Annotated in this window: 22 protein-coding genes; 20 read left to right on the top strand and 2 right to left on the bottom strand. The window is 46.6% G+C overall.

What is annotated here, in order from left to right; genetic code table 11:
* Positions 1-19 precede the first annotated feature (19 nt).
* Both FKN16_RS16945 and FKN16_RS16940 read right to left on the bottom strand, forming a co-directional pair.
* Positions 20-352: a DUF4156 domain-containing protein gene (locus tag FKN16_RS16945; protein WP_170903169.1), complete on the bottom strand. Its 333-nt coding sequence runs from the start codon at positions 350-352 to the stop codon at positions 20-22.
* Between the two features lie 3 nt (positions 353-355).
* Positions 356-709, bottom strand: a complete 354-nt coding sequence (locus tag FKN16_RS16940) for a DUF2956 domain-containing protein (protein WP_170903167.1) — start codon at positions 707-709, stop codon at positions 356-358.
* Between the two features lie 143 nt (positions 710-852).
* Here FKN16_RS16940 and FKN16_RS16935 point away from each other — a divergent pair, with 143 nt between their 5' ends.
* From FKN16_RS16935 to fliL, 20 genes are all read left to right on the top strand, one after another.
* Positions 853-1338 carry a DUF2919 domain-containing protein gene (locus FKN16_RS16935; protein WP_012841521.1) on the top strand — a complete coding sequence of 162 codons (486 nt, stop codon included), beginning with the start codon at positions 853-855 and terminating at the stop codon, positions 1336-1338.
* Positions 1339-1383: 45 nt separating this feature from the next.
* Positions 1384-2286, top strand: coding sequence for a Dyp-type peroxidase (locus tag FKN16_RS16930; RefSeq protein ID WP_048625862.1), 903 nt, complete (start codon positions 1384-1386; stop codon positions 2284-2286).
* A gap of 143 nt (positions 2287-2429) precedes the next feature.
* Positions 2430-3563: a flagellin gene (locus FKN16_RS16925; protein WP_046875529.1), complete on the top strand. Its 1134-nt coding sequence runs from the start codon at positions 2430-2432 to the stop codon at positions 3561-3563.
* Positions 3564-3826: 263 nt separating this feature from the next.
* On the top strand, positions 3827-4960 hold the full coding sequence (locus tag FKN16_RS16920; RefSeq protein ID WP_005393103.1) for a flagellin: 1134 nt from the start codon (positions 3827-3829) through the stop codon (positions 4958-4960).
* A 288-nt stretch (positions 4961-5248) separates the two neighbouring features.
* Entirely contained in the window at positions 5249-6379 is a 1131-nt protein-coding gene (locus FKN16_RS16915; RefSeq protein ID WP_006741693.1) for a flagellin, read from the top strand.
* Between the two features lie 92 nt (positions 6380-6471).
* Entirely contained in the window at positions 6472-6906 is a 435-nt protein-coding gene (gene flaG, locus FKN16_RS16910; protein WP_170903166.1) for a flagellar protein FlaG, read from the top strand.
* 21 nt (positions 6907-6927) lie between these two features.
* Positions 6928-8919, top strand: coding sequence for a flagellar filament capping protein FliD (gene fliD, locus FKN16_RS16905; protein WP_170903164.1), 1992 nt, complete (start codon positions 6928-6930; stop codon positions 8917-8919).
* Positions 8920-8922: 3 nt separating this feature from the next.
* The gene (locus FKN16_RS16900) at positions 8923-9228 is read left to right on the top strand and encodes a flagellar protein FliT (protein WP_170903162.1); all 306 of its coding nucleotides are present in this window, start codon (positions 8923-8925) and stop codon (positions 9226-9228) included.
* A gap of 12 nt (positions 9229-9240) precedes the next feature.
* Entirely contained in the window at positions 9241-9651 is a 411-nt protein-coding gene (fliS, locus tag FKN16_RS16895; RefSeq protein ID WP_012841524.1) for a flagellar export chaperone FliS, read from the top strand.
* A 289-nt stretch (positions 9652-9940) separates the two neighbouring features.
* Entirely contained in the window at positions 9941-11407 is a 1467-nt protein-coding gene (locus tag FKN16_RS16890; protein ID WP_006741695.1) for a sigma-54 dependent transcriptional regulator, read from the top strand.
* A gap of 196 nt (positions 11408-11603) precedes the next feature.
* A complete protein-coding gene (locus FKN16_RS16885; RefSeq protein WP_006741696.1) occupies positions 11604-12635 on the top strand; it encodes an ATP-binding protein in 1032 nt (343 codons plus the stop codon).
* A gap of 36 nt (positions 12636-12671) precedes the next feature.
* Positions 12672-14081 (top strand): sigma-54 dependent transcriptional regulator, encoded by a 1410-nt coding sequence (locus tag FKN16_RS16880; protein WP_046875536.1) that lies wholly within the window; start codon positions 12672-12674, stop codon positions 14079-14081.
* 122 nt (positions 14082-14203) lie between these two features.
* Positions 14204-14515, top strand: coding sequence for a flagellar hook-basal body complex protein FliE (fliE, locus tag FKN16_RS16875; protein WP_012841525.1), 312 nt, complete (start codon positions 14204-14206; stop codon positions 14513-14515).
* 14 nt (positions 14516-14529) lie between these two features.
* The gene (gene fliF / locus FKN16_RS16870) at positions 14530-16272 is read left to right on the top strand and encodes a flagellar basal-body MS-ring/collar protein FliF (RefSeq protein WP_006741698.1); all 1743 of its coding nucleotides are present in this window, start codon (positions 14530-14532) and stop codon (positions 16270-16272) included.
* Entirely contained in the window at positions 16265-17320 is a 1056-nt protein-coding gene (gene fliG, locus FKN16_RS16865) for a flagellar motor switch protein FliG (RefSeq protein WP_012841526.1), read from the top strand. The genes fliF and fliG overlap by 8 nt, the downstream gene beginning before the upstream one ends.
* A gap of 71 nt (positions 17321-17391) precedes the next feature.
* Complete coding sequence (fliH, locus tag FKN16_RS16860; RefSeq protein WP_006741700.1) at positions 17392-18192, top strand: flagellar assembly protein FliH; 801 nt, start codon at positions 17392-17394, stop codon at positions 18190-18192.
* A gap of 3 nt (positions 18193-18195) precedes the next feature.
* Entirely contained in the window at positions 18196-19515 is a 1320-nt protein-coding gene (gene fliI / locus FKN16_RS16855) for a flagellar protein export ATPase FliI (protein ID WP_046875538.1), read from the top strand.
* A 6-nt stretch (positions 19516-19521) separates the two neighbouring features.
* Complete coding sequence (gene fliJ / locus FKN16_RS16850; protein WP_124008403.1) at positions 19522-19965, top strand: flagellar export protein FliJ; 444 nt, start codon at positions 19522-19524, stop codon at positions 19963-19965.
* A 183-nt stretch (positions 19966-20148) separates the two neighbouring features.
* Complete coding sequence (locus FKN16_RS16845) at positions 20149-22020, top strand: flagellar hook-length control protein FliK (protein WP_170903160.1); 1872 nt, start codon at positions 20149-20151, stop codon at positions 22018-22020.
* An 85-nt stretch (positions 22021-22105) separates the two neighbouring features.
* On the top strand, positions 22106-22609 hold the full coding sequence (gene fliL / locus FKN16_RS16840; RefSeq protein ID WP_170903158.1) for a flagellar basal body-associated protein FliL: 504 nt from the start codon (positions 22106-22108) through the stop codon (positions 22607-22609).
* Positions 22610-22612 lie beyond the last annotated feature (3 nt).

Here is a 22612-nt window from a genome sequence, read left to right as displayed (position 1 = left end):
CTTTTTTCATATTCAGGCGTCATCCATTGCAGCGGTAAGCGGAGCCCAGCACGCTAAATGAGGTGATAAAATCTTGTGGGGAGACCATAAAAACGGTATCCGCATCGATAGCCGCTGCATTGTTTTTTAAATCATTCATCGCGCCTTGCATCATCGCGTCATTAGTCATAAAAATGTAGTTATACCAATGACCCTCGCTTCCGGTGACTTCGCCTTTGTATTCGCATCGATCAGGGTTGAACTGAGCGTCAATGCGAATATGAACATCTTGGCTTTGAGTATGAGTAAGGTGAGAAGGCATCGTGCAACCAGAGAGAAGTACGACAAAAAGTCCAAGTAACAGGCGTCTCATCAGCTATTTCCCCAATACTATGTAAGCAGCAAAGCCAATCCAGCTCAGAGCGAGCAGTATCCAAGGCAGTTTGCTTGATGCATAGTTTGGCACATCGTTGGTGATGTTGTCTTGTTCGATAGCTTCTTCATGCTGACGTTGCTTTTCACGTTGCTGTTTTTTCTTTGCTTTATCGGCTTGACGATTGCGCTCTTTTTGCTGCTTCTTATATTGAGCGATGCCTTTTTCGATACCTTGAGCGATCAGCTTGGTTTGCTCTTTGGTTTGCCCCGGTTTCTGTGTGGATTTGGCAATTCTCATCGCTTCGGCTTGAGTTTCTTGAGAAGGCGCTGGGGTAGCTGGAGTTCTTTTTTTCATGTTTCTCATCAACGTCATTGTAAATCTTTGTTTAGTTTACCTGTGTAAGATGATGAAATGAACTTTAGTTCTCATCTTTGCTGGCTTGCAACTCTGAAATGATAGGTTAAAGTGGCGTTTTATCACATTAAGAAGAAGATGTTGTGCGCTACTCGTTTGACCAATATGACGCCCATGGATTTTTAAAAGCGCCGATTATTTTATGGTTTGGATGGATGTTTCTTGTACGTTCATGGGTTGTGTTTGCGATGGCAGGCGTAAGTCGTGATAGTGGCAGTAAGCTACTCGCTATTGTTTATCCAGACTCAAGTACGCTGTATTTGGGTTTGGCTATGGGCATTCCAAGCCTGCTTCTCATGTGGTTGATGGGGCTCCGTCACCCCGATAGAGGATGGGTAAACAGAATTACTCGCTATGGTCGAGAGATCACTTTGATCTTGTGCGGTATCCAACTGGCTCAGACCATGTATCATGTGTATCTGGAACATGGTGTATTCAACTGGGCAAACGCCCTTACCATTACCTTATTAGCTTGGTTTATGATCTATCTTCTAAATGGAAGATGGGTAAAAGACTGTTTTCATGTGCCACAATTGGAGCGCAATGAAGAGCAGCCTTCGAAGAATTAAAAACAATAACTTCCCACACCGGGGCAAAGTATAGAGGAAACCTCAATGTCACAAGCTCAAACGGCGATCGTGCCAGAAGCAGGGCCATTTGCACTGTACACTCAACTTAAAGTGAACCAAAACCGTGAAAACGTATTGGATAAGCTGAAAGCACTACCAAAGTTAGTGGAAGAGTTAAATATTACCCAGCCAGGCGCGGCGCTGACCCTTTCTATCGCATTCACAAAATCGTTTTGGCAACACCTCAATGTAGACGCGCCAGAAGAGCTTATTGATTTTACTCAACTTGGCGAAGGAGACATCGTAGCGCCTGCAACGGATGTTGATGTGCTGATTCACTGTCACTCTACTCGTCACGACTTGCACTTTTATGTTCTGCGTAAGTTTCTAGAAGAGACGGCAGAAGATGTCACCATTGTGGACGAAACGTATGGGTACCGTTACCTTGATGCGCGTGATATGACAGACTTTATTGATGGGACAGAAAACCCGAAAGGGGAGGCTCGCGCTGATGTGGCTCTAGTAAAAGAGGGCCCATTTGCTGGAGGTAGTTATGTCATGGCTCAACGCTTCGAACATAACCTTGCCGCTTGGAATCGCTTGAATGTCAAAGCGCAAGAAAAAGTGATTGGTCGTACCAAACCAGACTCTATCGAGCTAGAAGACGTTCCTGCTGCATCACACGTTGGTCGAGTTGATATTAAAGAAGAAGGAAAAGGTCTCAAGATTGTTCGTCATAGCTTGCCATACGGGACGGTGACAGGGCCTCATGGCCTACTGTTTATCTCTTACTGTAATACACTTCATAACATTAAAGTGATGCTAGAAAGTATGTACGGCGTGACAGATGGTAAAACAGACCAAATGCTTCGTTTCACAAAAGCGGTAACTGGTGCGTACTTCTTCGCTCCTTCACAAGAAATGCTCGCAGAGCTAGCCATCAAGTAAGTTCTCAGACTTTATTTCTTAAGCCCTCCAATTGGAGGGCTTTTGTTTTCTATTTCTATTCCAATCTCTTTTCAAAAAACACTAAACTTTTCTGTTACTTGGTCGATAAGTACTCAAAGCCTTAATTTTAGGACCCTTTATTCGTGGCGATCACCGTTAATACCAATGTTGCAGCACTTGTCGCACAACGTCATTTGACCAGTGCAACGGATATGCTGAATCAATCCATGGAGCGTTTGTCTTCAGGGAAGCGTATTAACAGCGCAAAGGATGACGCTGCGGGTCTGCAAATCTCCAACCGTCTGCAATCGCAAATGCGTGGTTTGGATGTTGCGGTTCGCAACGCGAATGACGGCATTTCCATCATGCAAACTGCGGAAGGCGCGATGAATGAGGTGACCAATATCATGCAACGTATGCGTGATTTGTCGCTACAGTCAGCCAATGGTTCAAACAGCAAAGCGGAACGCACTGCACTGCAAGAAGAAGTGACGGCACTTAACGATGAGCTAAACCGCATTGCCGAAACGACCTCCTTTGGTGGGCGTAAACTGCTCAATGGCAGCTTTGGTAAGTCGGCATTTCAAATCGGTGCAGCGTCAGGTGAAGCTGTGCAAGTTGAATTAAAGTCGATGCGCAGTGATGGCATTGATATGGGCGGCTTTAGTTACATTGCAAACGGACGTGCAAGCTCTGATTGGAAAGTAAAAGACGGTGCGAATGATCTTAGTATGTCATTTACGAATCGTTTTGGTGAGACGGAAACCATTCAAATTAATGCCAAAGCTGGCGATGATATCGAAGAGCTTGCGACTTATATCAATGGTCAAACTGACAAAGTCACGGCATCGGTGAATGAAGAAGGTCAGTTACAGCTATTTATGGCTGGAGAAGAAACTTCAGGCACTTTATCGTTTTCAGGTGACTTAGCGAGTGAACTGGGGTTACAGCTAAAAGGTTACGATGCGGTTGATAACATCGACATTACGTCTGTCGGTGGTGCGCAACAAGCCGTGGCCGTCCTAGATACTGCGATGAAGTACGTTGATAGCCATCGTGCTGAGTTAGGCGCGTATCAAAACCGCTTTAATCACGCGATCAATAATCTGGATAACATCCACGAAAACTTAGCCGCTTCCAACAGTCGTATCCAAGACACTGACTACGCGAAAGAAACCACGCAAATGGTGAAGCAGCAGATCTTGCAGCAGGTCAGTACTTCTATTCTTGCACAAGCAAAACAAGCGCCAAACCTAGCATTGACCTTGCTTGGCTGATGAACGGCCTCGCCCGAATTTAACGCAAAACCAGCCTGTATCGACAACTCGAAAAGAAGCTTTAGCGAAAATTTGACGTTTTTTTGCTTTTTTATCTGCTTCATCACGATTCCTTCTCCAAATGAACTTTTTCCAAAAAAATCCAAAAAACTCCCTAAAGAAATCAGTTTGAGCGCCGTTAATAAAAGTAACTTTGAGAGAACTACTTGGTTTTCCGAGACGTCGGAAACCGCTATACCGGAAAATCAATTGGAGAAATCACCATGGCAGTGAATGTAAACACTAACGTATCAGCGATGACCGCTCAGCGTTACCTAAACAACGCAAACTCAGCTCAACAAACTTCTATGGAGCGTTTGTCTTCGGGTTTCAAAATCAACAGCGCAAAAGATGACGCTGCGGGTCTACAAATCTCGAACCGTTTGAACGTACAAAGCCGTGGTTTGGATGTGGCGGTTCGCAACGCGAACGACGGTATCTCAATTGCACAAACCGCTGAAGGTGCAATGAACGAGACCACTAACATTCTTCAACGTATGCGTGACTTGTCTCTACAATCAGCAAACGGCTCAAACTCGAAATCAGAGCGTGTGGCGATTCAAGAAGAAGTGACCGCGCTAAATGACGAACTAAACCGTATCGCAGAAACCACTTCTTTCGGTGGTAACAAGCTACTAAACGGCACACACGGCGCGAAATCGTTCCAAATTGGTGCGGATAACGGTGAAGCCGTGATGCTTGAGCTAAAAGACATGCGTTCAGACAATAAAATGATGGGCGGTGTGAGCTACCAAGCTGAAAGTGGTAAAGGTAAAGACTGGAACGTTGCTGAAGGTAAGAACGACCTAAAAATCAACCTAACGGACAGCTACGGCCAAGAGCAAGAAATCAACATCAGCGCAAAAGCGGGTGATGATATCGAAGAGCTTGCGACTTACATTAACGGTCAAACTGACCTAGTGAAAGCCTCAGTAGACCAAGACGGTAAACTGCAAATCTTTGCTGGCAACAACAAAGTCGAAGGCGAAGTCGAATTTTCAGGCGGCCTATCTGGCGAGCTAGGTTTGGGCGAAGGTAAAAAAGTAACAGTAGATACTATCGACGTAACCTCAGTTGGTGGCGCACAGGAATCTGTGGCTATCATCGATGCGGCACTGAAATACGTAGACAGCCACCGCGCAGAACTGGGTGCATTCCAGAACCGTTTCAACCATGCAATCAGCAACTTGGACAACATTAACGAGAACGTGAACGCGTCGAAGAGCCGTATCAAAGATACTGACTTCGCGAAAGAAACGACTCAAATGACCAAGTCACAAATTCTATCGCAAGCATCAAGCTCAATCCTTGCGCAAGCGAAACAGGCGCCAAACTCAGCGCTAAGTCTGCTAGGTTAATTTCAAACCTAAGACGAGAACCTCATTGGCTCGTGGTGAGAGATGAGCGAGTAAACCCAGCTTCGGCTGGGTTTTTTTCTGTCTTTTGGGGACTCAGGATTTCTGCGAATCACGACATTAGAGCTTCATCACATTTCAGTAAGCCAAAGAAAATAATCGCAAAAAATTGAAAATTTCTTCTAAAGGATATTCATCGGTCGCCGTTAAAGGGACTGAGAGAAATGAGATGTACCTAAGTGAGGTGAGAGACACGACGGTACATTCACTAAAACCTTAAGGAGATCAATTATGGCGATTAACGTTAATACTAACGTTTCTGCGATGACTGCACAGCGTTACCTAAACCAGGCAGCTGACGGTCAACAAAAATCAATGGAGCGTTTGTCTTCGGGTTATAAAATCAATAGCGCGAAAGACGATGCTGCAGGTCTACAGATTTCAAACCGCTTGAATGCACAAAGCCGTGGCCTAGACATGGCGGTGAAAAACGCAAACGACGGTATTTCTATTGCACAGGTTGCTGAAGGTGCAATGAATGAATCTACCAACATCCTACAACGTATGCGTGACCTATCGCTTCAATCTGCGAACGGTTCTAACTCAAAAGCAGAACGTGTTGCGATCCAAGAAGAAGTAACAGCGCTAAATGACGAGCTAAACCGTATTGCTGAAACTACCTCTTTCGGTGGTAACAAGTTGCTGAACGGTACATACGGTACGCAATCTTTCCAAATCGGTGCAGACTCAGGTGAAGCAGTGATGCTGTCTATGGGTAGCTTGCGCTCAGACACTTCTGCAATGGGTGGCAAGAGCTACGCAGCAGAAGAGGGTAAAGATGCATCTTGGACTGTTGGTGAGAAAACTGAGTTCAAAATGAGCTACACCAACAAACAAGGTGAAGAGAAAGAGCTATCGATCAGCGCAAAACAAGGCGACGACATTGAGCAGCTAGCAACGTACATCAACGGTCAAAACGATGATGTAAAAGCGTCTGTTGGTGAAGATGGCAAGCTACAAGTATTTGCTTCTTCTCAAAAAGTTCAAGGTGATGTTGAGTTCTCTGGCAACCTAGCGGACGAGATCGGCTTTGGCGGTCCGAAAGACGTAACAGTGAAAGACATCGACGTAACAACAGTAGCAGGCTCTCAAGAAGCTGTGGCTGTTATCGACGGTGCCCTGAAGTCAGTAGACAGCCAACGTGCGTCACTTGGTGCTTTCCAAAACCGCTTCAACCACGCAATCAGCAACCTAGACAACATTAACGAGAACGTTAATGCGTCTAACAGCCGTATTAAAGATACTGATTACGCGAAAGAAACCACTGCGATGACTAAGTCGCAAATTCTTCAGCAAGCAAGTACTTCAATCCTGGCTCAAGCGAAGCAGTCTCCATCTGCAGCGCTAAGCTTGTTGGGCTAAGTGGTTGACCCAGCCTGAGGTAAACACCTTAGTGCTGGGGCACCAAAGCGATAGGTTCTATCGTTAGCCCATAAGGTGGAAGGGAGATTGTAATGGATATATCCTCCTACGCATCGAACATCCAGCCTTACGGCACGCCAAGTGGCACAAAGTTTGCAAATAAAAATGGCAATGATATAGGCGCGTCTAGCCCAGCAAATTCAAATGGTGAGGTTTCGCCGCAAAAAGCGAAAGACACCGAATACGACTTCTCTGTTCAAGCCGCGATCGAGATGGCAGAAAGCCGTCAAGAGCTGAACAAAGAAGAACGTGAAAAATTGGTCGCGCAAATGAATGAGTTTGTTACGTCCATAAACAAAGGAGTCGCGTTTCGAGTGGATGAGGAATCCGGGAGAGATGTGGTGACGATTTACGAAGCCAAAACGGGCGACGTGATTCGTCAAATTCCTGATGAAGAGATGCTAGTGGTATTGCGTCGCCTAGCTGAGCACACAGCCAACAGCGGGTTGTTGACTGAAAAAGTGTAAGTCGTTTTTAGAGGTGATTTGATGAGTTTAGGCCCTTTGGGGATGTCTGGCGGCATGGATATCAATTCCATGGTCAGCAAAATTGTGGATGCCGAACGCGTACCAAAGCAGCAACGCATTGACAACGAGCGCACGACAATTAATGCCAGTATCAGTGCCTATGGGCGACTCAGAGAGTCACTGGATACGATGAAAAATCTCATGGCGAACTTTCGTCAAGAGAAAGCGTTTGCCGTTCGTACTGTTGAAACGACAGACGACAATATCGTATCTGCTACGGCAACCACAGATGCTATCGCTGGCAAATATGCTATCGATGTGTTGCAGCTTGCCCAGAGCCACAAAGTCGCTTCTGACGTACTGCCAGAAGAGGCAAAGTTTGGCCCTGGTAAGCTGCAGATTTCGCTTGGTGATGACACCTTCAACGTGAACGTTCGTTCGAGCTCCAAGCTCGCAGATGTCGTACGCGGCATCAACGGCTCAAAAGACAATCCCGGTGTTCGAGCATCTCTCATTAACGACGTTGAAGGTCCACGCCTTATCCTTGCTTCTAACCTCTCTGGTAAGGATCATCAAATCAGAGTCAGTGTGGAGGCCGACAAAGGCAACCCTCTAAAATATTTCGAATATCAAACACTTGAAGACCGTGTTAACGCGCTTGAAGAAGCTCGTTCAGCGGCGGAAGAAGTGTTAGGTCCTCTTCAATTCCCCGAGCAACCAGTGGAACTGGATGCAAACGGCAATCCTCTACCTCCAGAAGAGCAAAAAGCGGCAGAAAATGGACAAGATGATGGCTCCCAAGAGCCAATCTATGCTGCGGGTGCAGAAGCTGCTAAAGCTGGGCAGGAAGCGATTGATGAAGCCAACCGACGTGCGAGTTTGCGCCCTGAAGACCGAATTCCAGGGTGGACAGAAACTGCGTCAGGCACTTTGCTGGATTCTTATGAAGAGCCAGAGCTCGAACTCGACGAGAAAGCAATAGAGAAGGCACCAGATGTACCGGGTTGGAGTAATGCGGCATCAGGCACATTAACCGACTCTTACGTTACGACGAAAGAGGCCAAGCAGCTTCTTGAGCAAGAAAAAGCAGAAATTGAGCAAAAAATTGCGAGTGAAAAACAAGCGCTAGACGCAAAAGTTGAACGTGGTGAATTGACCGAAGAGCAAGCGAAACAAATTCATCGCGCTAAGCTGGATCCTCAAGAGCGTGAACGTTTAGAAAAAATTGATGAAGCAGAAGCGAAAATCGCAAAAGCGCAATCTGCTTTTGAAGAATACCTTGGTATGACAGAGGTACAAGCAGGGCAAGATTCAGAAGTTCTGCTTGATGGAGTAGCAAAGCTTTCTAGTCACAACAATGTGATTGAAGATGCCATAGAAGGTGTTGATTTAACACTTAAAGGCAAATCAGAACCGAACAAGCCACCTGCTGAAATTGGCGTCGAATACGATCGTCAGAGTGTGCGTAACGACATCGAAAACTTTGTGGCTGCGTATAACTCGTTTTATCAAACGTCTCAAGCGTTGGCGAGTGTGGATCCGGTCACTGGTCAAAAAGGACCGTTGTCGGGTGACAGTACCGTACGCAGCGCAGACTCACGATTAAAATCGGTATTTTCCACTCAAATTGATAAAGCGCCTGAAAACCTAAAGTCATTAACTGAATTTGGCATTACTACCACGCGTCAAGGTACCTTAGAAATCAACTATGACATGTTGGATCGTCAGTTGAACAACAACTTCAACGAGCTAGAAAAGTTCTTCGGTGGCAACACAGGTTTTGCTAAACGAGTCGAAGACGCGATTCATGGTATTACAGGCATTACAGGCAGCATTCGTACTCGAGAAAAAAGTCTCACAGAACAAAATTATCGTTTGAGTGATGATCAAGCGGCATTAGATCGCCGCATGGAAAGCCTAGAAAAGCGCACTCACGCGAAGTTTACCGCCATGCAAGATGCGACTGGCAAAATGCAAGGTCAGTTAGGTGCCTTAATGAGTGCGTTGGGTTAATAAATGCAAAAAGAACTCATAGATATTAGTGATATAGATCAACTAATTACGCAAGAATTGGAAAAAGTCGACTTTAGTACTGAAGAAATTCTTCGCTTGGTCGATATCAGGGAACGGTTATTGCAAAACCTGTTACCAATTATTCATCAAAATCCTTTGGTTAAGCAGGATTCAGAGTGGCAAGCGTTGCTTACTCGTACCAAAAGAATTGTCGAGCTGATGCAATCGGAAACGTCAAAGGTCGGAAAAGAACTTCATAAGTTTCGTTATGGCCAGCGTTCGCTTCAGCAGTACAAAAAATTTATTTAAAAGAGGATTACTATGCGCGGTTCTTTGCAAGCATACAAAAAGGTATCAGTCGACAGCCAGCTAAGCGCGGCTTCTCCGCACAAAGTCATTCAAATGCTTATGGCTGGTGCGATTGAGCGCCTTATTCAAGGTAAAGCGGCCATGCAAGCAGGAAACATTCCAGCAAAAGGTGAGCGTTTAGGTAAAGCGCTAGACATCATCATTGCGCTACGTAGCTGTCTATCGATGGATGACGGTGGTGATATTGCTTCAAACTTAGATTCACTCTATGAGTTTATGATCACGCAAATTTCAGCTGCTAACCATCAAAATGATCCTCAACTGATCGACGACGTTATCGACATTATCCGTGAGATCAAATCCGCTTGGGACCAAATCCCTACAGAGTTTCATAATCTTACAGCAGCTGAAGTCGGTATTTAATAACCAAAACAACGCGTTAAGATATTAGAGGAATATATTTGTCAATTGCGCAACGAGTTGTGTAGAAAAGTTTCTATCAAGCTCACACCTCTTTATTGCTTGGTTGCCTTATTTTTATATTCAAATAAAATAGAAGCCATTAGTAGCCCTAATGGCTTTTTTTGTTGCTGATTTTCCTATTTTGTCTATCGTAAATTGAGTGTGGTGGTTCTGCCTTCTTTTAGCACCCAATTGCGCAAATCAAGGTTTGGCCGCAACGCACCTAAAATAAAGGCAATCATTCTTACTTATGCAAGGTTTGGCAAAGCTGCTTGTAATTGATGATGACGCATCAAGTCGTTTAAATTTAAGCAATATATTGGAATTTGTTGGAGAAAATTGCGAAGCGGTCAGTTCTGATCAGCTCAGCGATGTTGATTGGTCTAGCGTATGGTCGTGCTGTATTGTTGGTAACATTCCAGCAGGTCAAGCGGCGAATACGGTTATCTCTCATTTAAACAGCGCCTACCACATCCCACTTTTAGTCATGGGCCGATTTCCGTTGCCCGTGGATGATCTTCCAAATTTTGTAGGTGAGCTAGAACTACCTCTTAATTACCCACAGCTTAGTGAGGCGTTACGCCACTGCAAAGATTTTCTGGGTCGAAAAGGGGTCAATGTCGTTGCCAGTGCACGAAAAAACACACTTTTTCGCAGCTTAGTTGGTCAAAGTAGAGGTATTCAAGAAGTTCGTCACCTGATCGAGCAAGTCTCAGACACTGAGGCAAACGTGTTGATCTTGGGTGAATCTGGTACTGGTAAAGAAGTCGTTGCGCGTAACATTCACTATCATTCGTCGTACAGCAGTGGTGCCTTTGTGCCCATTAACTGTGGTGCCATTCCACCGGAGCTTCTAGAAAGTGAATTGTTTGGCCACGAAAAAGGCGCGTTTACTGGTGCGTTAACGGCACGTAAAGGTCGATTTGAGCTCGCAGACGGTGGCACGATCTTTCTTGATGAGATTGGCGATATGCCGATGTCGATGCAAGTGAAGCTACTTCGCGTATTACAAGAGCGCTGTTTCGAACGCGTGGGTGGCAATAGCACCATCAAGGTTAATGTTCGAGTTGTCGCGGCAACACACCGTAATCTAGAAAGTATGATTGAAGAAGGCACGTTCCGAGAAGACTTGTTCTATCGTTTGAACGTGTTTCCAATCGAGATGCCTGCGCTGAAAGAGCGCAAACAAGATATTCCATTGCTGCTGCAAGAGTTGATGACGCGTCTGGAAGCGGAGGGTGGCCAGCCTATCTGTTTTACCCCTCGTGCGATCAATTCACTGATGGAGCACAACTGGCCGGGTAACGTACGTGAGTTAGCCAACCTTGTTGAGCGAATGATCATTCTGTACCCAAATAGCTTGGTCGATGTAAACCACTTACCAACCAAATATCGCTACAGTGATATCCCGGAGTTCCAACCAGAAAGTAATCCGTTTATTTCGGTTGAAGAACAAGAGCGTGATGTGTTCCAAGACATCTTCTCAGAAGACTTTAGCTTTGATGATCAAGACGATCTTGACCACAGCATGAACGCTCCGCAAGCGCTGCCGCCTGAAGGTGTAAATCTGAAAGAGCTGTTGGCTGATTTAGAAGTTAATATGATCAGCCAAGCGTTAGAAGCACAAGGTGGGGTCGTGGCACGAGCCGCTGATATGCTGGGTATGCGACGCACAACGTTGGTGGAAAAAATGCGTAAGTACAACTTACAACGCTAGGCAACGTTGAGATTTAAGACGATATCTAAATCATTTGGGCTATTTAGCATCGTTTTTCTGACACCAAAAACCGTTATCTGAGGGTGTCAACTTATTGTCGATGACTTAACGTCATGATAAATATAAAAAATAGCTTGGTACGCTAATTGCTTACCAAGCTATTTTAGTTTTAGCGGCGATATTTCGACAGGCAGTAATGGATAACAACACCAACCAATCCCATTTAGATTCCGTAGAAAATCAGGTTGAGCGCTATAAGCAGGTGCTTGATGTGATGCCTGCCGGAGTGATTCTGCTCGACACGTTCGGCATAGTGCGTGAAGCAAACCCAGAGGCGCACCGAATTCTTGAGATTCCACTGGTTAATGAAAAATGGTTCAACATTATTCAGGCGGTGTTTGATCCTCGTGAGGATGATGGTCACGAAGTTTCCCTGCGGAATGGTCGTAAAGTTCGATTAGCCATTTCGGCTTCTACGACAGGTCAATTGATCCTGATTACCGATTTAACCGAAACTCGCTTACTTCAAGCTCGTGTGAGTGATTTACAACGCTTGTCGTCGTTAGGGCGTATGGTAGCTTCGCTTGCTCATCAGGTAAGAACGCCGCTATCGAGCGCTATGCTATATGCATCCAATTTGGGAGCGCCAAACCTTCCACCAGCGACAAGGGATCGCTTTCAAACCAAATTAATGGATCGACTGCACGATTTGGAAAAGCAGGTTAATGATATGCTGCTTTTTGCTAAAGGTGGTGATAATAAAGTCATTAAGCCATTTACGATTGCTCAGTTGGTGGCGGAATATCAGCCGATGGTCGAAACCGCGCTAAAAAATAATGGTATTGATTACTGCCTAGAAGTGGAAGAAGAACAAACTGAGTTGCTAGGCAATGCGAATGCGATTGCATCCGCGTTGAGTAACCTTGTCATGAATGCGATTCAGATGTCTGGTAAAGAGTCGCAAGTCGATATTTTTTTCCGCCCGGTAAATGGCGAGTTGCGCATTTCAGTGCAAGACAGCGGACCGGGTGTACCTGAAGAACTACAAGCCAAAATTATGGAGCCATTTTTTACCACGCGTTCTCAAGGAACCGGGTTAGGGCTGGCTGTTGTTCAAATGGTTTGCCGTGCCCATGACGGTCGATTGGAACTTATTTCAGAGCAGGGTGATGGAGCCTGCTTTACCATGTGCATTCCGCTAGAGCGAGTGCAACCAGAAGCGCAATAAGCAGCTTCTGGTAATAACAATTACTGGAGAATCAGAATGGCGCAAAGCAAAGTGCTGATCGTAGAAGACGATGAAGGTCTTCGTGAAGCCCTAGTGGATACTCTGGCTCTGGCAGGGTATGAGTGGTTAGAAGCTGACTGTGCGGAAGACGCACTACTAAAACTCAAATCGAATACTGTCGATATCGTCGTTTCTGACGTGCAAATGGCAGGTATGGGTGGGTTGGCTCTGCTCAAAAATATCAAGCAGAATTGGCCTAACTTACCAGTACTGTTAATGACGGCGTACGCCAACATTGAAGATGCCGTGTCGGCAATGAAAGACGGCGCGATTGACTACATGGCGAAACCATTTGCACCAGAAGTGTTGCTAAATATGGTCAGTCGATATGCACCGATCAAAAGCGATGACAATGGTGACGCGGTCGTGGCAGATGAAAAAAGTCTGCGTCTACTTGCTTTGGCCGATAAAGTGGCACGAACAGATGCGAATGTTATGGTGCTAGGTCCGAGTGGCTCAGGTAAAGAAGTGATGTCGCGTTATATTCACAACGCATCAAACCGTAAAGATGGTCCATTTGTTGCGATCAACTGTGCGGCGATTCCAGACAACATGCTGGAAGCGACACTGTTTGGCTATGAAAAGGGCGCATTTACTGGTGCTGTTCAGGCATGCCCAGGAAAGTTCGAACAAGCGCAAGGCGGTACAATCTTGCTGGATGAAATCAGCGAAATGGACTTAAACCTGCAAGCGAAACTATTACGTGTTTTGCAAGAGCGTGAAGTGGAGCGCCTTGGCAGTCGTAAGAGCATCAAGCTGGATGTACGCGTGCTCGCGACCAGTAACCGTGATCTCAAGCAGTACGTCTCAGAAGGCAACTTCCGTGAAGATTTATACTACCGCCTGAATGTGTTCCCAATTGCGTGGCCAGCACTGAACGAACGCAAAGGCGATATTGCGCCACTTGCCAAGCATCTTGCTGAGCGTCATTGCAGCAAGATGGGGATGCCAGTGCCTCAATTTTCAGCCGTTGCGGTAGAAAAACTGCTGCAATACCCTTGGCCAGGTAACGTTCGTGAGCTGGATAACGTGGTGCAACGAGCTCTTATCTTAAGTGAGAATGGTGATATCGACGCTGAGCACATCTTACTAGAAGGGGTGGATTGGCAAGATGCCAACAGCTTGCAGCATGTGGTTCAAAATGCAGAGATGGTGGTACCTAATGTTAAGCCAGTCGCTCAACCTGAGAGTGTGAACCGTCCGGTATCTGGCGGGGAAGGCTTGGGCAGCGAGCTGCGTGACCAAGAATACGCCATTATTTTGGAAACCTTGGTGGAGTGTAACGGCCGACGCAAAGAAATGGCGGAGAAACTGGGCATAAGCCCACGAACCTTGCGCTACAAACTTGCCAAAATGCGTGATGCTGGTATAGATATCCCAAATTAACATGTGCAATCGCCATAAGACAAAAAGTGTAAGCAAACCGCTAACTAATGTCTTATGGCACGTTAATTGCTGTGTTAATAATCAGTTTTGTTAATAGTCAATCTTTTGGCTTAGAGGTGCTAATGAAAGTTGATGGTATTCAGGCAGAAATGCGCGCCATGATGGTAGAAGCAACCAATACTGCTCCTACTGCAAGTGGGGCGAAAGTTGGAGCAGATTTTAATGATCTCCTAACTAAAGCCATCAATAACGTGAACACACTTCAAAAAGCATCCGGTGATTTACAAACCCGTTTTGATCGTGGTGATGCCGATGTTTCCCTTTCTGACGTTATGATTGCTCGTAACAAGTCTAGTGTCGCTTTTGATGCGACGGTTCAAATTCGCAATAAACTCGTTGAGGCGTATAAAGACCTCATGAACATGCCAGTGTAATTTAGGTAATAAGTGTGGCAGACAAGTCTACAGATTTAACCGTCACTGAAGGCGGCTCAGATGGTGCACTGGTAGCAAGTTCCGACGTAGATGTGGAGAGTCAAAATCCAGATCTAGAGGAGCGCAGTGCGTCAAAATTTGATATGGCAGTGGGTGACCTTGATTTACTTCGTCAAGTTGTACTTGTGCTGTCAATCTCCATCTGTGTTGCATTGATCGTGATGCTGTTCTTTTGGGTCAAAGAGCCGGAGATGCGCCCGCTTGGAGCGTATGAGACCGAAGAGTTGATCCCCGTTTTGGATTATCTGGACCAGCAAAAAATCAATTACAAGCTTGATGGTAATACCATTTCTGTTGAATCGAGCGAATACAACTCGATCAAACTTGGCATGGTTCGCTCGGGCGTAAACCAAGCCACAGAGGCGGGCGATGATATTTTGCTGCAAGATATGGGCTTTGGCGTATCACAACGTTTAGAGCAAGAGCGCCTTAAACTCAGTCGAGAACGTCAATTGGCTCAAGCGATTGAGGAAATGAAGCAAGTTCGTAAAGCACGAGTCTTATTGGCGCTGCCAAAGCACAGTGTGTTTGTACGTCACAATCAAGAAGCATCTGCGTCCGTATTTTTGACACTGTCGACTGGTACGAACCTCAAACAGCAAGAAGTTGATTCTATCGTAGACATGGTGGCGAGTGCCGTTCCGGGAATGAAAACCTCCCGAATTACCGTCACAGATCAGCATGGCCGTTTGCTCAGTTCAGGCTCTCAAGACCCTGCTTCTGCAGCGCGACGCAAAGAGCAAGAATTAGAGCGTAGTCAGGAACAGGCGCTGCGTGAAAAAATTGATTCAGTGCTATTACCTATTTTAGGTTATGGCAACTACACGGCGCAGGTCGATATCCAAATGGATTTCAGCGCGGTTGAACAAACTCGCAAACGCTTTGATCCCAATACCCCTGCAACCCGCAGTGAGTACGCATTAGAGGATTACAATAACGGCAATATGGTAGCGGGTATTCCGGGGGCGTTAAGTAATCAGCCTCCAGCGGATGCCTCTATTCCGCAAGATGTGGCTCAGATGAAAGACGGTTCTGTCATGGGACAGGGTTCGGTGCGTAAAGAATCCACGCGTAACTTTGAGCTTGATACCACCATCAGCCATGAGCGTAAGCAGACGGGGACGGTTGCTCGTCAGACAGTTTCTGTTGCGATTAAGGACCGTCGTCAGGTCAACCCAGATACTGGAGAAGTGACTTATACCCCTATGTCCGAATCGGAAATTAATGCTATTCGCCAAGTCTTAATTGGTACGGTCGGTTTTGACCAAGGCCGTGGTGATTTGTTGAATGTACTGAGTGTGAAGTTTGCAGAGCCTGAGGCTGAACAGCTGGAAGAACCACCAATTTGGGAGCACCCTAACTTCAGCGACTGGGTTCGTTGGTTCGCAAGTGCATTGGTGATCATCGTTGTCGTATTGGTATTGGTTCGTCCAGCAATGAAGAAATTGCTTAACCCTACCAGTGATGACGAAGACGAAATGTACGGACCAGACGGCTTGCCGATTGGTGCGGATGGTGAAACTAGCCTGATTGGCAGCGACATTGAAAGCAGCGAACTGTTTGAGTTTGGTTCAAGTATTGATTTGCCAAACCTTCATAAAGATGAAGATGTATTGAAAGCGGTTCGCGCTCTGGTTGCGAATGAACCTGAACTGGCTGCTCAAGTAGTGAAAAACTGGATGAATGACAATGGCTAACGATATCGTACCTCAAGATGACAACGCCGCGGGAATGCCAGTTGAGCTGGATGTCTCAACCATTACTGGCGAAGAAAAAGCAGCAATTTTGCTACTGAGCCTCAATGAACAAGATGCCGCTGGCATTATTCGTCACCTAGAGCCAAAACAGGTCCAGCGTGTCGGTAGTGCGATGGCAAAGGCGAAAGATCTCAGCCAAGACAAGGTGTCAGCCGTTCACCGTGCGTTTTTGGAGGACATCCAGAAATACACCAACATCGGCATGGGCAGCGAAGACTTCATGCGTAATGCACTGGTAGCGGCTCTTGGTGAAGACAAAGCCAACAACTTGGTTGACCAGATCCTACTTGGTACGGGTTCAAAAGGCTTGGATTCGCTGAAATGGATGGACCCACGACAAGTGGCGAGCATCATTGTTAACGAACACCCGCAGATCCAAACCATCGTATTGTCTTATTTAGAAGCAGACCAATCCGCGGAGATTTTGTCTCAGTTCCCTGAGCGCGTGCGTTTGGACCTAATGATGCGTATTGCCAACCTAGAAGAAGTTCAGCCATCGGCACTGGCAGAGCTGAACGAAATCATGGAGAAACAGTTCGCGGGCCAAGCTGGCGCTCAAGCAGCCAAGATTGGCGGCCTGAAAGCGGCAGCGGAGATCATGAACTATCTAGACAACAACGTCGAAGGTTTGTTGATGGAGCAGATTCGCGATCAAGACGAAGACATGGCGACGCAAATTCAAGACTTGATGTTTGTCTTCGAAAACTTAGTCGAAGTGGACGATCAAGGTATTCAGAAATTGCTGCGTGATGTGCCACAAGACGTGTTGCAAAAAGCACTTAAAGGTGCCGACGATTCTCTGCGTGAAAAAGTATTTAAGAACATGTCGAAACGAGCGGCTGAGATGATGCGTGATGACATCGAAGCGATGCCGCCAGTTCGCGTGGCGGATGTCGAAGCGGCACAGAAAGAAATCCTAGCGATCGCTCGTCGCATGGCCGATGCAGGCGAACTCATGTTGTCTGGCGGTGCGGACGAATTCTTATAATCTCTATTGCTCCGCGATTATCCTATTGCGGAGCGCCCTCACTTCTTAATCGAATACATAATAGGTAACCCATGGCTGGCGAAAGAAAACGTGGATTTATCCGCCCTGATGAAGATGATTCGATGATCGAACCACAACGTTGGGGGTTGCCTGATTACGGCGAGCCCAAAGCCAAGCAAGCAAAACAAACCGCGTTTAACTATGACCCGGGTTGGGTACCGAATCTTGAAGAACCAGAAGAAGAGCAAGCACTTGAGCTAACCGAAGAGCAGATAGAGCTGATCAAGCAAGGCGCTTATCAGGAAGGTTTGTATCAAGGTCAAGAAGCCGGCTTTAAGCAAGGTTACGACAAAGGCAAAGAAGAAGGCCTGCAAGCGGGCCATGCTGAAGGGCTGGAGCTTGGAAAAGCCGAAGGCGTGACCGCAGGCCAAGAATATATTCAGCAGCAAGTCGAAACCTTTATGAACTTAGCGAACCAGTTTGCTCAGCCGTTAGAGCTAATGAATGCTCAGGTTGAAAAGCAGCTGGTGGACATGGTGCTCTGTTTAGTTAAAGAAGTCGTGCATGTCGAAGTGCAAACCAACCCTCAAATTATTTTAGACACGGTTAAGCAGTCGGTTGAAGCGCTGCCAATATCAGGTCACCCCATTACCTTGCACCTGAACCCAGAAGACGTTGCGATTATTCGTTCAGCCTACGGCGAAGAAGACCTTGATTGCCGCAACTGGACGTTGGTTGCTGAGCCATCACTCAATCGAGGCGACGTCCAGATTGAAGCGGGTGAATCAAGCATTAACTACCGTATGGAAGAGCGCGTCAAAAGCGTGTTGCACAGTTTTTGTGGTGCAAACCGTCATCAAGAGGGTGAGTAATCCATGCAAGCATTGGCTGACCGTTTAAAAAACTACAAAGTTGAAGGCTTAACGACGCGCCCAGTTGCCTCTGGCAAACTGGTTCGAGTGGTTGGGTTAACGTTGGAAGCGACAGGCTGTCGCGCGCCAATTGGCAGTTTATGCTTAGTGGAAACCATGTCCGGTCAGATGGAAGCCGAGGTCGTCGGTTTTTCAGGTGATAACCTATTTTTGATGCCAAGCGAGCAAATTACGGGCATTTTGCCTGGCGCTAGAGTGACGCCATTAACAAGTGACGCTGGCTTGCCTGTTGGCATGGAGTTACTTGGTCGAGTGATTGACGGGGTTGGTAATCCGCTTGATGGACTTGGCCCGTTGTATACCGATCATCGCGCCTCTTTTAATGCTGAGCCAATCAACCCGCTTGCTCGAAAGCCAATTTCAGAGCCACTTGATGTGGGCTTGAAAGCGATTAACGGATTATTGACGGTAGGTAAAGGTCAGCGTATCGGTCTGTTTGCCGGCTCTGGTGTGGGTAAATCGGTCACGCTTGGCATGATGACGCGAGGTACAACCGCACAAGTTGTTGTAGTTGGTCTGATAGGTGAGCGTGGACGCGAAGTTAAAGAGTTTATCGAAGAGATTTTAGGTGAGGATGGACGACGTCGCTCTGTCGTGGTGGCTGCGCCTGCCGATGCTTCACCATTGATGCGTTTGAAAGGCTGTCAAACCGCTTTAACCATTGCCGAGTACTTTCGCGATCAAGGTTTGGACGTTCTGTTATTGATGGATTCCTTGACGCGTTTTGCGCAAGCACAGCGTGAAATCGCCCTTTCTGTTGGTGAGCCGCCAGCGACAAAAGGCTATCCGCCATCTGTGTTCGCCAAGCTACCTGCTTTGGTTGAGCGTGCGGGTAACGGAAGCGCCGAACAAGGCTCAATTACGGCGTTCTTTACCGTGTTGACCGAGGGCGATGATTTACAAGACCCGATTGCGGATGCATCGCGGGCAATTCTTGATGGTCACATTGTGCTGTCCCGTGAAATGGCGGATGCAGGTCATTATCCTGCGATTGACGTCGAAAAGTCGGTTAGCCGTGTTATGCCGCAAATCACCACTGAAGAACATGTTCTGATGTCGAAAGCGGTACGTCAGGTCTTGTCGATTTGCCGCAAGAACCAAGATTTGGTCTCGATTGGGGCGTACAAACCGGGCACCGATCCTGCTATCGATGGTGCGTTTACATTGAAGCCAAAGTTAGACGAATACTTACAGCAGAGCATGAAAGAATCGGTGCCATACGATATGTGCGTCAACATGCTTAGAAACATTTTGGGCGGGTGATAGCGCATGAACAATGCGATGGAGTTCCTACTTGAGCAGACTAAAGAGCGTGAAGAGCAAGCCGTACTTGCGCTGAACAAAGCGCGCTCTGAACTTGAAGATTATTACCGTCAGGTTGAGCAAATCGAAAAGTATCGCCTTGATTATTGCCAACAGCTTATCGACCGTGGGCAGGCTGGCTTAACGGCAAGCGAATATGGGCATTTAAATCGCTTTCTCACTCAGCTAGACGAAACGTTATCTAAGCAGAAACAAGCAGAAAGTCATTTCAAAGAACAGGTAGAAAACTGTCAAGAATACTGGTTAACAGTACGCAAAGAACGCAAATCCTATGAGTGGATGATCGAAAAGCGTGAGAAAGAGAAACAGCTTGCGGAAGCCAAACGGGAACAAAAGCAAATGGACGAGTTTTCAACGTTGCTTTACAGCCGTCGAGCGAAGCCTTTTTAATGTTTAAAAGTTGATATTGCTTCCACTTATAACGCTCGTTTTGTCACTGCAGCAATGAGCTTGTTATTGGCGTAATTTTTGCAGATATCTTTGTAGATGATCATCCCAATAACCTAAATTTGCCACCGTGTGCAATTTAGCAGCGGCCTAGCGCTCGAAGCTGCTGATAATGAGAATTTCTATATGAATGTGAATTTGTCCAATGTTTCTGCGACGAGCAAGACGTCAGTGTCTGACTCTGCCGCACAAGCACCTACAGAAAACGCGGAGAACAAGGGATTTTTAGAAACCTTGACGGATGCGTTTTCAGGTTCACAAAAGTCAGAAAAAGTAGCAACGAAATCACTAAGCGGTGAAGAACAAAACAGTGCCGAGATTAACAAGCTTTCGTCTGGAAAAGCTGATAGCCAAGAAGCGGTCACAGACGTGGCTCAAGCGAGCAGTAACGACGCCGAAGAGTTTCTGGCGCAAGAAAGCCATCAAGAGCAAAACCGCTCTGGCGACATGCAGACAGAGCATGCGAACACCATTCAAAGTGATGAAGTAAGCCTACTGGAAGCCAAACAAGGCGCGCACTCGCAAAATGATGCTGATGTCACTGAGAAAGTAGGTTCACTCTCGAGCGCCCCTTCAGCTGCTAATGGCGCAAAAAGCGCGATGGGTGAAGGACAACAGCTGCTTGGTCGTATTGAACAAGCGAATCAAACCTTGAAAGCGAATAATGCATCCATCGATAGTGGCAAAGTTTTGCCTCAACGAGCGGGTTTAGAGCACTCGTTTAACGGGCAAACAACAGACATTGATGAACTTGCTTTGAATGACATGCCATCAGCTCAATCGCTTGAACAAGTGCAGGCAATGACCGGGCAAGGCTTAGAGCCAATTTTAGATAAGCATGGTCAACCTATCGATGTCGATAAGCTCTCGTCTGAGTTTGCTACTTGGCAAGGTCTGGCTAAACAAGTCAGTCACCCAACCGAGAAGGGCATGGTCAGTGGTGACGTTGCCAATGAACTATCGCCACTGGAGGTAGGTTTGAATGGCTCTAAAATTGATGCGCTTCAGCGTGTTTCTTTGGATGAACTCGAACTCATAGATACCAAACTGGCGCAGGGAAAACCACTGACTCAGCAAGAAGCTGAGATCATAAAAGGGTTGAAAAAAGGGACGGTCATTGCCGATATTCCAGAGCAAGATCTTGCCCAGTTTGTTGCGCTTCCTACTGACGTTAAACAGGTTCTCGCCGAGCAGCAAGTACAACATCATTTGGCTCGCCAGGCTACACCTATGGGGATGTCTCAGCAAGCCCTTAGTTTTGCGCCTCAATCAGCTCAGCCACAAGCTGTTCAGAGTACAGATAAAGTCGCATTATCTCCGATGCCAGATGCGTTGGCCGCAGCTCATTTGCCGACGGCGCTTCAAGGCGTAAAGGACGGAGAGGTTAACCAGAAAGTTGTGAATGCCGCATTGACTGCTGGTGCACTTAAAGCGACAGCGGATAAGCAAGATAAACCAGAACTTCAACATGGTTTAGCAGGGCAGCTTCAGGCGATGGCGGGTCAACAAGGAACAAACGTGCAGCAACAAGCGCGTATTGATGCTGCGCAGCAAGCTCAGCTTCCGTTGCAACTGACCAAAGAGTTGGCCAATGAGCAAGTGGCGGAAAAAGTGCAAATGATGATGTCGAAGAACCTAAAAAACCTCGATATTCGTCTTGATCCACCAGAATTAGGTCGTATGCAAATTCGTATGACGATGAACAACGATGTAGCTAATGTGCATTTTACGGTGAACAACCCGCAAGCGCGTGACATCATTGAACAGACGCTTCCTCGCTTGAGAGAGATGTTGGCGCAGCAGGGCATGCAATTGGCTGATTCTTCTGTTCAGCAACAAAACAGCGGGCAGCAGCAAGGTAGGTATACTGCTGAGCAACATGGTCAAAGCGCTCAAGGCAGCGGTTTTTCTGGACAACCAGAAGAGAGCTTTGATGCTGACGTCAATCTGGATTTGAATGTGGCTTCAAAGCGTGATGGAATTAGCTTTTACGCATAACAGGCCGTTTAAAGGCAATAATACAAGGTTACCAAACGACTTCCTTAGGCATCTCGGTAACCTAAAAGAACAATAAGAGACAACAATGGCAGAAGAACAGCTACAAGGGGCCGATGCGCCGAAAGGAAAAGGTAAGTTACTTATCATCATAATCGCTGTTGTGGTATTGCTACTTGGCGGTGGTGCAGCAGCGTTCTTTCTCATGGGCTCTGATGAACCAGGTCAGGCTGAAGCGTCTCAACAGGTTCAAGCGAAGGCATCTGATGCCTCGCCGATTGCCTACGTGAATCTTCCTCAGGCATTTGTATTTAACGTTACTGGGGACCGTCGCGACAGACTGGTACAAATTAAAGCTCAGTTAATGGTTCGCGGCGCAGAGAATGAAGAGTTGGCGCGGTACCATTCGCCACTGATTGAGAGCTCTTTGTTATCAACGTTTGCTTCGGCGACGGTTGATCAGTTGCGTTCTCCAACGGGACGAGTGGAATTGCGCGATCGTGCTTCCGAAGATATCAAAGCAGCGCTAAACGCTGCGGTCGGTAAGCCAGTGATTGAAAAAGTACTGTTTACAGATTTTGTTATTCAATAGGTA

Origin of the sequence: Vibrio sp. 11-4(1) (genome assembly GCF_013048625.1) — a bacterium.
In the GTDB taxonomy this organism is placed as follows: domain Bacteria; phylum Pseudomonadota; class Gammaproteobacteria; order Enterobacterales; family Vibrionaceae; genus Vibrio; species Vibrio diabolicus.
Note: the sequence above shows the minus strand (reverse complement) of the source record. Positions and strands in the feature narration are given on the sequence as shown.